Source organism: Pseudarthrobacter sp. W1I19 (assembly GCF_030817835.1).
GTDB lineage: Bacteria > Actinomycetota > Actinomycetes > Actinomycetales > Micrococcaceae > Arthrobacter.
Genome location: NZ_JAUSZR010000001.1, coordinates 4,507,870 through 4,520,917 on the forward strand (window position 1 = coordinate 4,507,870; position 13,048 = coordinate 4,520,917).

Below are 13,048 nucleotides of genomic sequence, written 5' to 3' on the forward strand. Positions count from 1 at the left end.
GTGCGAAAAGTGCAGCGTCAGCCTGAACAAAGAATACAACCAGAAAGAATCGAATTTCTGGTTCGGATGAACAAGTAACCAAGCGGACTGATATTAGGCAATCAACATCGCACGAAAGACCGGTACGACCAGCCTTGTTGCAGCGACCCAGCCATCTCCTAGCCGCGCCATCGTCTGCTGCTTTCCCATCTTGTTAAATCCTGCCCAAACCCTGCACGGGAGCTATGGAAAAGCACCGGAACCCTTGATGCTGACCGGGCACCATCGATACAACAGCCAGACCACGGGAACCAGCCATGGCGATGGCAATGCCGACAACGGAAAAAGCAGCGGAAGCAGGAACGGCTATGTCTCAAGCACCAGCTCTGGATGAAGTATCTGTCATCGGCGGCATCATCACAGATCACCGCCCCCTGGACCTCCATGCCCTGGGCGTCGCCGGCTGCATTGACCGACTAGCGGACCCTCTGCGCCATCAGGGAACCCTGGTCCGATGGGACACCCCGCATCACGGCATCGAAATAACGGCAAGCTCCGCGGCCCTTCTCTACCACGCAGCCCAGGAAGCACTCAGCAACGCCCTTAAGTACGCACAGGCCTCCGAAATCACCATCCGGCTCGCCGCCGTCTACCACGGCATCCGCCTGACCGTCACCGACAATGGCAACGGCTTCGACAGTACAGCGAACGACGACCGGAACCGCGGGTTCGGGCTCTGTCTGATGTCCATCGCCGTGCACGAAGCCGGGGGCACCATCACCATCGATTCCAGCCCGGGCAACGGCGTTCGCCTCGCCGTCACACTCCCGCTGGACTAGCTAGGGGAGGGACCCGCGCGCTGCCCGTGTCTCCGAAGGCAGGCTGGATGTCGTTGCCTAAGAAGTCCGGGCCCTGGTGGAACAATGCCAGCAGCGCGCCTTGGCACTCCTGCAGGAAAACCGCTGGCGCTTGGACAACCTAGCCCAACGACTCCTGGATAAAGAAATAGTCGTACTCGATGGGCAGCACTATCTGCAGTGGACCCAGTCAAAAGTCATGGCAGATAAAATCAGAGAATTTTTAGGCAAAATCGACGGGAACTAGGCCCGACAGACAGATCAGTCGTACTTTGCTCACGAATACTCAGACAGGGGGGCCGCGTGCCTGAGGTACAGAAACAACGCAATAAGCGGGCGGACGCTGTTCGAAACAGAGACGCCATCATTGATGCCGGGCTGAAGTGCCTGAGTCACAATCCCGCAGCAAGCATGTCAGAAATAGCACGGGTTGCAGGAGTCGGCAGAGTGACCCTCTATGGCCACTTCACCACCAGGGAAGACCTGGTAAGCGCCGTATTTGAGGCGACAATGGACCGGGCAGAGTCCGAAGTGGCTGCCGTAAACATCGACCAGGACACCTGGACATCCCTGAACGAACTTGTGGAGTCATCATGGCTGGCCCTGTTCCACTTCAACGCACTTTTAGCGGCCGCGGAACCCTACCTCTTATCAGAGCAAATACGAGCTCACCACGATAAACCTCTCGCCCCGCTAATTGCAGTGTTGCAAAAGGGCCGTTCGGAAGGGGCCTTCCGCAGCGACCATACGCTGGAATGGCAGGTAGCGTGCTTTTACGCAATTCTTCACAGTGCCGCCGCGGAGATACGGGCAGGCCGCCTCAGGGAAGCAGATGCTCCAAAGATCCTTCCGACAACCGTCCGCGCCCTCCTAAGTTCGCCGGCCAGAATGGCCCGAACATAGCGGATCCGGGAGCGTCGTTCAGCGGGACGCGTTCAGGGCGGGTGTGGTTGCCTTCTTCTCACTCGCGCCTGAGGAGGACGTCGAGAATTTCACCGACCGCGACCTCGTCCAAGCCTTCCCGGCGGATCGGCTGGTTCGGATGCAGCTCATAGAAGTTGCGGCTCCCGACCCGCTTGCGGGTTAAGTAACCGCCCTCGACCAAATCCGCAACGAGGCGGTGCGCCGCCCGCTCCTGAACCCCCACACTTTCAGCGATCTCACGGATCCGGATCCCGGGGTGGCGCGCGACGCAGTAAAGCGCATGCAGGTGATTAGTGAGGAAGCCCCATTCAGCCATAACCACATTATAGCTGTCGTATAGGACATGTCCCTATTGACCTGTCTGGTAAAGCGGCCTACCGTTGCGGGTATCGGCGCAAGAACGCCCCATCGCCGATAGAGGCGCGGACCTGGCCGCATAAGAGAGACCCCGCCCGCCGCTGTAACGCCGACGCCCCCGTTCGGGCAAGGGTTTACAGCTCAAGGAAGGACTTCTCAATGGCACAGCTGACTTCGTACCCGCTCGTTCTCGACGGCGGGCAATCCCCAAACCTGAGCCGTTGGCTGTGGCTCGTCAAATGGTTGCTGATCATCCCCCACATCGTGGTTTTGTTCTTCCTGTGGATCGTTTTCCTGGTGCTGTCGGTGGTGGCGTTCTTCGCGATCTTGTTCACCGGACGCTATCCGCGGGCAATTTTTGACTTCAACGTCGGCGTGATGCGCTGGACGTGGCGGGTCAGCTTCTACTCCTACAGTGCGCTGGGCACCGACGCCTATCCGCCGTTCACGCTGGCCGACGACCCGGACTATCCGGCCCGGCTGTCCGTTGAATACCCGCAATCGCTTTCACGCGGACTCGTGTTGGTGAAATGGTGGCTGCTCGCGCTCCCGCATTACCTGATCATCGGTGTGTTCACTGGAGCCGCCTTCGCCGGCTATAACCAGGTGCGGGATGGCAACGCCTGGGCCTACGGCAGCGGCCTGATCGGCCTGCTGGTCTGCATCGCCGGACTCGTCCTGCTGTTCGCTGGCCGCTACCCCCGTGGAGTCTTCGACCTCCTTATGGGTATGAACCGCTGGGTGTTCCGCGTCACCGCCTACGCAGCGCTGATGACCGACCAATACCCGCCACTCCGGCTGGACATGGGCGGCAGCGAATCACCACCCAGCCCTGACGCCCCCATCATAATCGGGCCGAATCCGCTGCCGACGACCTAAACGGTCCAAACACGGTGGAAATGGCGGGCGCCGACAGGCCAGGAGTGAACAGCTTCACCATCGCTCGAACCTGAATGACGTTGGCTTGCCGCCCATCATTTTCTCGCATCACGCCCGGCTCCGGGCAGCCCGATTCATCACAGCGGGGCGCAAACCGCCTTCGAAGGAGTACGTCATGACTGCCAACACCAATATCAACCCGCCGGTCCGAGGACCCGCTCAGCAGCGCCGAATGCACCCGACGAGGCGGATCTCGCTGGCCGCGGGCATCCTGTACGTGCTCACGTTTGTTTCCATCCCCACCCTCGCGCTCTACAAAGCGGTGAAGGATGACGCAGGTGCTTTCGTATTGGGCGCCGGCAGTGCCACCGGGGTGCAGTGGGGAGCCCTGTCCGAGGTCATCGTTGCCCTGGCCGGCATCAGCACTGCCGTAGTGCTGTACCCGGTCCTGAAGCGAGTCAGCCAAACCGCGGCCCTGGGGTTGGTGGCCGCCCGACTCCTGGAAACCTGCCTCATCTTCGTCAGCGTCGTCAGCCTGCTCACGATCCTCACCCTGAGGAACGACGTTGCCGGCACCGCCGGCACGGACTCCGCCTCGCTGGTCACAATGAGCCACAGCTTGATCGCAACCTACAACTGGATATTCCTGCTCTCCCAAAGCCTGATGCCCGTCGCCTGCGACCTGCTCCTGGGCTACATGCTCTACCGCTCCGCCCTGGTGCCCCGGATCCTGCCGATCATCGCACTCATCGGCGCACCGCTGCTCCTTGCCTCTGACATCGCGGTCTACTTCGGCGCCTACCCCCAGATATCCCCGATCGGCGCTCTTGCCGCAGTGCCCGTCGCCGTGTTCGAACTGTCCCTGGGCATCTATCTGATCGTCAAAGGCTTCAAGCCAACCCCTCTGACTACGGGCCACAACACATAGACCGGCAACGAGGACCCCTAAACCCAAACAACGGTTCAACCATAAACACCGCATCGTGAAGATTCCCGTGCCCTGGCTTGACTTCCCTCAGTGAATCGACCCAGTAACAGCTGAAGGACAGTGGACTGAATGCTCCCCGCCACACTTGCTGGCCCGCAATTGAATCCATACCGCCCGGCACGAGTCTTTTCAACTGGACCAACTCAACTTTGAAGGAGCACGTCATGGCCACCACCACCCACACCACTCCGGGTTCCCGGGCTGAGCGAGGCCGGCCAGCGACAGCCTGGATCATCGGGACGCTGTTCCTTGCAGGATTCCTGACATATGGAGTCGGCAACGCCATCGCTACGACCACTGCAGGCTCTGCCGACCCAGGCTCTCGAGGCTTCCTCCTCCTGGGCGCATTGCTCATGCTCATCAATTCAGCAGTCGTCATCTGCATCGGCGTTCTAATGCGCCCGTTCCTGCAACCGCACAACAAGGCCGTGGCTCTCGGCTACCTGGCCACCAGGGTCTTCGAGGGCCTTGGCCTGGCGTAGGTGTTGGCTGCCTGCTTTTGCTGAGCGGCGTCATTGCGGTTACCGGCAATTTCATCGCCTACAACATCGCCATGGCCGGGCTCGGAATCGGCAGCCTGTTCTTCTGCGCGTTACTCTTCCGCTCAGGCCTGACTCCACTCCACGATTCCTGGCGGTTGTGGGGCTTTGTCGGGTACGCGTTCTTTGCTTTAGGCTCGCTGCTGGAGCTGTTCGGCTTCAAAGGTGCCGGCTTCGTCGGGGCTGTTCCTGGCGGCCTCTTCGAATTGACCTTCGGCATCTGGCTAATCATCCGCGGGTTCCGTCCCACCTTGATGGTCACAGCTCGACGTGGGTTGCAGGAGCGCACCCTGTAAACACCCCTCATAGGAAGTGGCCCCCAAGCTGGGCCAGCGTACCCGGCAGTACGTGTCCCGGAAGTCTGACCATGGACCGCTCAAGCGACAAGGGGCGGGTTGCACGGGCGTGAATGCTGGCTCTACTGGTAAGCGTGCATATTCGATTTCGAACTATTCGCACCACCGTCGTGTTAGGGCACACCCCAACCTGACGTCGGGGGCGCCTGGCCAGGCAGGATTCGCCTGTCGGTGGAGCTCGGATCGTGTACTCAAACACTTATCGACCCTCAAGAGGTAACATCGCAGCCGCTGCACGAAGCAATTTCTATCGAGTCCCGATTCTTTGGACTTTTTCGATGATTCTCGGGCTACCGCACCCCGGTTCGCTGCCCCTCCCACTGTCAGGCTGGGATCTGAGAACATCATGAGCCACTGCCAATAAAACAGAATTTCGAGCTGTTCTGACACCAACCGAGATCTCCTACAATTTCTGCTCCCGTTAGCATAACTCGATGGCTACTTGACCGAATGTCCGTTATAGGCGTTCGAAAATGGGCGGGGGGTGCCGCAGAAGAGCTGTTTCCGGCATCAGGACCGGAGTATTTCACCCCCCAAATCCTGCAGTCAGAACTGGTCTGTCACCGCCCGGTTCACGGCGGCGACGTCGAGAAAAGCAGGGTCGAAAGGCCCATCCGATCCGGTCATTTCGGCCACTCAGGAGGCTTGTTCGGCGTGGTTCGGATGCGACGGATCGGCCAGGAGGTCCATGATCTCCTCATATCCAGGAACTCCTCCGGAGGTCCTATTGGGTGAGAGTCGAGAGGGTCAGGATCGGGCGGCCCGCGGGAGGAACGCGTTAGGTTCGGCCTTGACTTGTGTCAGTGCGGACTCGATGGCGCCTTTGACCACGACCTCGGCCCCGAAGGTGCTCGCAATGAGTTCCGGGAGCGGTAAACCGGTGTCGGTGGGAAGCAGGCTGCGTGCGTGTTCCAGGACAGGTTCGATGGCCAGTGAGATGCCGCCCGCGATGACTACCCGCTCAATGTCCAGGAGGCTGGAGAGCACCACCGCAATCCGCGCCAGCCGGGCGCCGAGCCGGGCGATGATGTCCTCGGCAAACGGATCCCCCTCACGGGCGGCCTGGAACACGTCCTCCGCGTTGATTTCCCCCTCGGGCATCTGCCGCAGCATGGTTTGTCCCTCGTAGGAATGAATCCGCGAGCGTGCCCACTTCCGGGCAAGTGCTCCAAACCCGTCCGCACCCCCTTCGTCGGGCACGAACTTGCCGGCGGTCAGCGTATCGAGGAACCGCATTTCCCCAGCGCCGCCCCGAGGCCCCCGCAGCAAGCGCCCATCGACAATCAGGCCAGCACCGAACCGCTCCCCCGTCAACAGTGTTGCCTGGTTGGCTGACGGCTCGTGTGCGCGTTCGGCAACAGCCGCCAGGTTGGCATCATTCTCGACGACGACCCTTCCGTGAAGATGCGACGCAAAGCCGGAATTCATCAAGTGCCAGAATTCTCCCTCAGGAGACATGCCGTCAGCGTCGATCGGAGCGGGAACGCCGACGACTGTCAGTAAGACGTCGTCGAGGTCGCGACCGACGTCGTGGAGGGTCAGACGGATCAGCTCCCGTGCACTCTCACCGCGGCCCGCGCGTCCCAGCGCATGCGAGTCAACGCTCTGGCGACGGGTGCCCAGCTCACGACCCCGCAGGTCCGCGACCGTGGCTGTGAAGGAGGTCTCCCCGGCGTCCAGCCCGACAACAACACCGGCAGCCTCGCGCAATTGGTAGCGCCGGGCCGGGCGGCCCTTGTACGTGCTGCCCGCAGCCGGAGCGTCATCCACTTCCTCCAGCCATCCGGCGTCAACCAGGCCATCGCAAACGCCGAGCACCGTGGCGCGCGTCAGCCCAGTCACGGCCATGGCCTCTCCAGCTGTGAACACTTGCTCCTGGAGAGCGAAGCGCAGCAACGCATTGGAGTTGATCTGCCGCAAAAGCTGCGTCGATCTCGCCGTGGTCTCATTCATCCCTTGACGATATCGCCTCTATCCCTCATCCTCGTATAGGACCTAAATATAAGATCCATATAAATACGAAGTGAGACCCTTGAGGAGCCGATGTTGCCACCTTTGACGTCCATAGGGACGCGAGTCTCCCGAAGGACTTTCCTTACTGTTGCCGGAGGCGCATTGACCGCTTTCGGCTTGGCCGGTTGTGCCCCGGGAGGTACACGTCCCACCGTTACGTTCCACCAGTCAAAACCGGAAGCGGTGCCCTACTTCCGCGATCTGGCAGCGGAATTTTCCGCTTCGCAGGACCGGGTCCGCGTTCTGCACGACATGGCGACAAATCTTTCCGCCAGCTTTGTGCGCAGCAGCCCGCCCGATCTCGGTTGCCTCAACTACAACCTTGAGATGGCCCGATTCATGGAGCGCGGGGCACTCTCGGACCTTTCCGACCTCCCGGCAGCAGCTTCCATCCGGGACGACGTTCTGGACCTCACGAACTGGTACCCCACCTACCCAGGCCGTACGAGCGTCATCCCCTACTCGGTCATGGCCGCCTCCGTCATCTACAACCGCCGCATCTTCGAGCAGAACGGGCTGGCCGTCCCGACCACCTGGGAAGAACTGATCGAGGTATGTGAGGTACTCAAAGCAGCCGGCATCACTCCGATCTACGGCACTTTCCGCGACCCCTGGACGATCGCGCAGGGCCTGTTCGACTACACGGTGGGCGGCATGGTCAACGTGCGCGACTTCTACAAGAAAATGCATGAGATTGGCGAGAAGGTCGGACCGGATTCCGAAGTATCGTTCCAGAAAACGATGCTTGAGCCGGTGCAGCGCATGGTCCAGCTGACGAAATACATCAACCCCGATGCATCCAGCCGCGGCTATGGGGACGGCAACACTGCCATGGCCCAGGGGCAGGCGGCAATGTACTTCCAGGGGCCGTGGGCCTTCGGGGAAATTGAAAAGGCCGGCACGGATGTGGATCTCGGCACCTTCCCGCTGCCGATGACCAGCGACCCCGCCGACCTGAAGGTCCGCGTCAACATCGACCTTTCGCTGTGGGTTCCCGAAGTCGCCAACGCCCAGGAAGGCGCCCGGAACTTCCTTCAATACCTCATGCAGCCGGAGATCCAGAACTCCTACAACGCAGAATTCCTGGGATTCGGCACGACCAAGGACGCACCCACGGTGACAGACCCCCGAATCGTCGAGATGCAGAAGTACTACGACGAGGGCCGCTTCTACATGGGCGCCTCACAGTTCATACCGAACTCGATTCCCGCCGCCAACTACCTCCAGTCGATCATCGGTGGCGCCGACGCCGAAAGCACGTTGCGCCGGATCGACGCCGACTGGGCGCGACTGGCCTTCCGCGCGTGATCACTTCCGTTCCAATGCACGAAACGAGGACCCTTCATGTCATCGACGACTAAGCCTTCCACTGGAGCGGTGGTGACGGCCCCGGCAGCGCCCAGAGCGACAAAAGCGCGCAAGAGCCGCCTCGATCCGCTCTACTACTTTTTCCTGTTCCCCGCGCTGGCGATTTTCACCCTCGCCGTCACACTGCCGGCCGTACTTGGGTTCGTCTACAGCTTCACAAACTCTGTTGGCTTCGGCGACTTCGACTTCATCGGCATCCGAAACTTCATCGCTGTCTTCCAGGATGAGGGAGTCCTCAGCGCCTACAGCTTCACGCTCGGCTTTGCGCTCGTGACCGTCATCGTCGTCAACGCCCTGGCCTTCCTCCTGGCGCTGGGACTCACATCCCGTGTCCGCTTCCGCGCTGCACTGCGCACGGTATTCGTGATCCCCATGGTGATCTCCGGCATCGTCATCGCGTTCGTCTTCCAATACCTCTTCTCCAACTCGCTGCCACTCCTGGGCCAAAACCTTGGAATCGAACCGCTGGCGACAAGCATCCTTGCCAACCCCGACCTGGCGTGGCTGGCGATCGTCGTCGTCACCGCGTGGCAGTCCATTCCGAGTGCGATGCTGATCTACATCGCAGGGCTCCTCACGGTTCCCGCCGAGGTTTACGAGGCAAGCTCCCTCGACGGAGCATCGCCCTGGCACAACCTGCGGCACATCACCCTGCCGCTCGTGGCCGGGTACGCAGTGATCAATATGGTCCTTGGCTTCAAGAACTACCTCAACGCCTACGACATCATCGTCGGCCTTACCGACGGCGGCCCCGGCGTCGCCACACGCAGCGTTGCGATGTCGATCTTCCGCGGCTTTGAAGGCGGAGACTACGCATACCAGATGGCCAACGCCGTGATCTTCTTCCTCATCAGCATCGTTATCGCACTTATCCAGCTTCGCTTCACACGTGGCAAAGGAGGGATCGCAGCATGAGCAGCGCACCCAGCACTATCCCGGCAGGACCCACGGCAGCGGGGAAGAAACATCGGGTCCGCGGCCACCAGGAGCGCAGCAACTGGCCCGCCACCATCGTCCTCATCGTCTGCACGCTCAGCGTGCTCGTCCCGCTCTACGTCACTATCAGCATGGCGTTCAAAACCACCGGCCAGGCGGTGGACGGCAACGCCTTCTCGCTGCCCAGCCCCCTGACCTTCGATAGTTTCGTCCAGGCATGGACGCTCACCAACTTCCCCCGCGGCTTCGCGATCTCCGTATTCGTGTCCGTGACCGCCGTCGCGGGGGAAATTATCGTGTCGGCGCTGGCAGCCTACGCGATCGTCCGCAACTGGGACCGCCGGCTCTTCCGCTGGTCCTTCTTCTACCTGCTCGCGGCAATGTTCATCCCGTTCCCCGTGGTGGCACTACCGCAGATCCAGCTCACCGGCCTCCTCGGGCTGGACAACCCACTCGGAGTCGCAATCCTGCACATCGTGTTTGCCCTGGCGTTCAACACCATGCTTTTTACCGCATTCCTGCGCTCCATCCCGCTGGAACTGGAGGAAAGCATGCGCATCGACGGCGCCGGCACGTGGCAGGTGTTTTGGCGGCTCATCTTCCCCCTGCTGGGACCCATGAGTGCAACGGTGGGCATCTTCGCTTTCATCGCCTCCTGGAACGACTTCATGATGCCGTCACTCATCATCTCCGACCCGGAACTGCAGACGCTCCCGGTGCTGCAGAAGATCTTCCAGACACAGTTCAGCAACAGCTACAACGTCGCCTTCGCCTCGTACCTGATGGCCATGGCGCCCGCAATTGTCGTCTACCTGTTTACCCAGCGCTGGGTCATGTCCGGCCTGACCCAGGGCGCCGTCAAGTGACCCAAGCCGCGAACCCCACCACTCAGAAAAAAGTAAAGGACCCAGTCTTGCCCTCCATCATTACCAAGGCAACCAGCACCGAGCCCAAGAACATGGCCGACCCCACCTGGTGGCGCCAGGCCTCGGTCTACCAGATCTACCCCCGCAGCTTCTCAGACTCCAACGGCGACGGCATCGGCGACATCAACGGCATCACCGCCAAGGTCCCATACCTGAAGTCCCTAGGTATCGACGCGGTCTGGCTGAGCCCCTTCTACCCTTCAGCCCTCGCCGACGGCGGCTACGACGTGGACGAGTACCGTAACGTTGATCCGCGGCTCGGCACGCTGGAGGACTTCAACGACATGGCTTGCGCCCTGCACGCCGCGGGCATCAAGCTGATTGTGGACATCGTCCCCAACCACTCCTCGAACCGCCACGATTGGTTCCGGGAAGCCCTCGCCTCGCCCAAGGGATCCCCGGCCCGCGACCGCTACATCTTCCGGGACGGGCTCGGCGAAAACGGTGCACTGCCGCCGTCGGACTGGGACTCCGTGTTCGGGGGGCCCGCGTGGGAACGCGTCACAGAATCCGACGGAACCCCGGGGCAGTGGTACATGCACATCTTCGCCAAGGAACAGCCGGACTTTAACTGGGACAACCCCGAGATCCGCGAGGACTTCCTGAAGACCCTGCGCTTTTGGTCCGACCGGGGCGTGGACGGTTTCCGCATCGACGTCGCCCATGCCTTGACCAAGAACCTCGAAGAGTCCCTGCCCACCAAGGCTGATCTCGAAGCCCAGGGCGAGGCGCTCTACCTTGCCGGTGCGCATCCGTACTGGGACCGCGACGAAGTCCACGAGATCTACGCCGAGTGGCGCAAGGTCTTCAACGAATACAACCCGCCGCGCACCGCCGTTGCCGAAGCCTGGGTCCACTCGGACCGCCGCGCCCGCTACGCCAGCCCGGAGGGCCTTGGCCAGGCGTTCAACTTCGACCTGCTCCAAGCAGACTTCGACGGCGCCCAGTTCCGGAAAATAATCACCAAGAACCTCGCCGAGGCTGACGCCTCAGGCGCTTCCTCCACCTGGGTGTTCTCCAACCACGACGTCGTCCGGCACGCCACCCGCTACGGGCTTCCCGTATCCGGGCCTTCGGCCGAGGGCGAGATCATGGCCGGCCAAGCCGGTCAGAAGTGGCTGCTCGCCGGCGGCAAGCAGGAAGACGTCGACGTCGAACTCGGCCTGCGCCGCGCCCGCGCCGCATCTTTGCTGATGTTCGCCCTTCCAGGCTCCGCGTACCTCTACCAAGGCGAGGAACTGGGCCTGCAGGAAGTCGGCAGCGAAATCCCCGACTCCGAGCGTCAAGACCCGGCCTTCTTCCGCAACAAAGGCGTGGAAATCGGCCGCGACGGCTGCCGCGTCCCGTTACCCTGGACAGCCTCGGGCAACTCGTTCGGATTCGGCACAGGTGGCGCCCACTTGCCGCAGCCCGAATGGTTCGCCAGCTACTCAGTGGAAGCCCAGGAAGCTCAGGAAGACTCAACTCTATCCCTCTACCGCCAGGCGCTGACCCTACGGTCACATCTGCAAACAACCGAAGCGCTGGAATGGCTGGAGACCGGCCGGACCGACGTCGTAGCCTTCCGGCGCCCCAACGGCTGGGCCTCCGTAACGAACTTCGGCACGGAAGCCTTCGAACTGCCCGCCGGCAAGGTACTGGTCTCCAGTTCACCGCTCAAGGCAGATTCCCTGCCCGGAGCGACCACTGCCTGGCTCCAGGCCTAGCTTGACCCTGCAAGGAGATGCCCCAGGCGCTCGGGCGCCGGGGGCATCTCCCTGGTAATCAGCACATCGATCGGGCTTGCATCACTCGCAGATTCTCCCCTTCACAGACCATTGCGGCTTGCTGCTCGTCGAGTTTGAAAGTTCGACGCCCCGACTCCGCGGAACTGGGCCCCTCCGGTCATGACCCCATAACTATGCAAAGGAAACGTGATGACACGACCCGCGACCGCTACCACCAACGTGCCGTCCGGACTGAATTTCCGGATAGGAATCGATGTCGGCGGTACGTGGATCAAGGGTGCAACCATCAACATGAGGAGCGGTACCCCGGTCGGCGGCGTCCGTCACCTCCGGACCTGCCTCCGGCACGGTGGATGCAGTCGCAGACACCCTGAAGCAGCTCATCGATGAGCTCGGATCCGAAAGCATTGGGCATACCGACCCTGCTGTCGGGGTGGCTATACCTTCGATAGTCCAGCATGGAGTGGCCATGTCGGCAGCAAACATGGACGACACCTGGATCGGACTGGATGTTCAGGCTTACCTGCGGGAACGTCTTGGTCGACCTGTTTGCGTGGTGAATGACGCTGACGCAGCTGGTATGGCAGAAACCCATTACGGCGTTGGGAAGGACAAACACGGCGTTGTCCTGGTCCTAACGTTGGGAACAGGCATCGGATCAGCACTCGTAGTTGATGGAAAGCTAATACCCAATTTTGAGCTGGGACATCTGGAAATCGACGGCTATAAAGCAGAATCCCGGGCATCGGCACTCGCCCGCGAAAATGAAGGCCTTAGCTGGATGGAGTACGCCGACCGGCTGCAACAGTACCTGTCACATGTGGAGTTCCTCTTCTCACCTGACCTGATCATCATCGGTGGGGGAATTTCAGCATGCAGCAACGAATACCTGCCACACCTGTCACTACGCGCCCCGGTGATCCCGGCCAGCTTGGAAAACTCTGCGGGCGTCGTGGGTGCTGCCTTACAAGCAACGATAACCAGCCACCCCAATCACTTCGGCAACCCAGGCCGAAGGACCCGGCTGAACTCCACCGCAACGCCTCCAGCACCCCGGCTGCTGCCAGCCTGTTCTCTGACCTTCCCATCAGCCTGAGCTACACCCAACCTGACGTCAGGCGAGCAGCGAGCCAACGTCAGAATAGGACCCATTCGCGAGTTTCCAGACAGAGCACTTACGGGGTCATAGGACCCATCCT

General features: G+C 61.3%; 13 protein-coding genes. 11 read left to right on the plus strand and 2 right to left on the minus strand.

All coding sequences use genetic code 11. The features are described 5' to 3' along the window. The first annotated feature begins 347 nt into the window (after positions 1-347). Positions 348-818, plus strand: coding sequence for a sensor histidine kinase (locus QF038_RS20910; RefSeq protein ID WP_307612946.1), 471 nt, complete (start codon positions 348-350; stop codon positions 816-818). Positions 819-1,139: 321 nt separating this feature from the next. Further along, positions 1,140-1,739, plus strand: coding sequence for a TetR/AcrR family transcriptional regulator (locus tag QF038_RS20915; protein ID WP_307612948.1), 600 nt, complete (start codon positions 1,140-1,142; stop codon positions 1,737-1,739). Positions 1,740-1,797: 58 nt separating this feature from the next. Here the strand turns inward: QF038_RS20915 and QF038_RS20920 are convergent, their stop codons facing one another. Next, entirely contained in the window at positions 1,798-2,076 is a 279-nt protein-coding gene (locus QF038_RS20920) for a helix-turn-helix domain-containing protein (protein WP_307612950.1), read from the minus strand. 200 nt (positions 2,077-2,276) lie between these two features. Between QF038_RS20920 and QF038_RS20925 the strand changes: the two genes are divergently transcribed. The 4 genes from QF038_RS20925 to QF038_RS20940 all read left to right on the plus strand — a co-directional run bounded on the left by QF038_RS20925 (position 2,277) and on the right by QF038_RS20940 (position 4,819). After that, positions 2,277-2,996, plus strand: coding sequence for a DUF4389 domain-containing protein (locus QF038_RS20925; RefSeq protein ID WP_307612952.1), 720 nt, complete (start codon positions 2,277-2,279; stop codon positions 2,994-2,996). A 175-nt stretch (positions 2,997-3,171) separates the two neighbouring features. Beyond that, positions 3,172-3,924 (plus strand): DUF4386 domain-containing protein, encoded by a 753-nt coding sequence (locus tag QF038_RS20930; RefSeq protein ID WP_307612954.1) that lies wholly within the window; start codon positions 3,172-3,174, stop codon positions 3,922-3,924. A gap of 224 nt (positions 3,925-4,148) precedes the next feature. After that, positions 4,149-4,466 (plus strand): DUF4386 family protein, encoded by a 318-nt coding sequence (locus QF038_RS20935; RefSeq protein ID WP_307612956.1) that lies wholly within the window; start codon positions 4,149-4,151, stop codon positions 4,464-4,466. Positions 4,467-4,483: 17 nt separating this feature from the next. Next, positions 4,484-4,819, plus strand: a complete 336-nt coding sequence (locus QF038_RS20940; protein ID WP_307612959.1) for a DUF4386 family protein — start codon at positions 4,484-4,486, stop codon at positions 4,817-4,819. 807 nt (positions 4,820-5,626) lie between these two features. On the opposite strand, the gene QF038_RS20945 is transcribed toward QF038_RS20940, so the two are convergent. Next, a complete protein-coding gene (locus tag QF038_RS20945; RefSeq protein WP_307612961.1) occupies positions 5,627-6,832 on the minus strand; it encodes an ROK family protein in 1,206 nt (401 codons plus the stop codon). A gap of 90 nt (positions 6,833-6,922) precedes the next feature. Between QF038_RS20945 and QF038_RS20950 the strand changes: the two genes are divergently transcribed. The 5 genes from QF038_RS20950 (at position 6,923) to ppgK (ending at position 12,945) form a co-directional block, all read left to right on the plus strand. Further along, positions 6,923-8,200, plus strand: a complete 1,278-nt coding sequence (locus QF038_RS20950) for an ABC transporter substrate-binding protein (protein ID WP_307612963.1) — start codon at positions 6,923-6,925, stop codon at positions 8,198-8,200. Between the two features lie 36 nt (positions 8,201-8,236). Next, positions 8,237-9,175 carry a carbohydrate ABC transporter permease gene (locus QF038_RS20955; protein ID WP_307612965.1) on the plus strand — a complete coding sequence of 313 codons (939 nt, stop codon included), beginning with the start codon at positions 8,237-8,239 and terminating at the stop codon, positions 9,173-9,175. Next, positions 9,172-10,062: a carbohydrate ABC transporter permease gene (locus QF038_RS20960; RefSeq protein ID WP_307612967.1), complete on the plus strand. Its 891-nt coding sequence runs from the start codon at positions 9,172-9,174 to the stop codon at positions 10,060-10,062. Before QF038_RS20955 ends, QF038_RS20960 begins: the two co-directional genes overlap by 4 nt. Before the next feature lie 92 nt (positions 10,063-10,154). Next, positions 10,155-11,828: an alpha-amylase family glycosyl hydrolase gene (locus QF038_RS20965; protein ID WP_307613551.1), complete on the plus strand. Its 1,674-nt coding sequence runs from the start codon at positions 10,155-10,157 to the stop codon at positions 11,826-11,828. Between the two features lie 370 nt (positions 11,829-12,198). Continuing rightward, positions 12,199-12,945, plus strand: coding sequence for a polyphosphate--glucose phosphotransferase (gene ppgK, locus QF038_RS20970; protein ID WP_307612969.1), 747 nt, complete (start codon positions 12,199-12,201; stop codon positions 12,943-12,945). Positions 12,946-13,048: the final 103 nt, after the last annotated feature.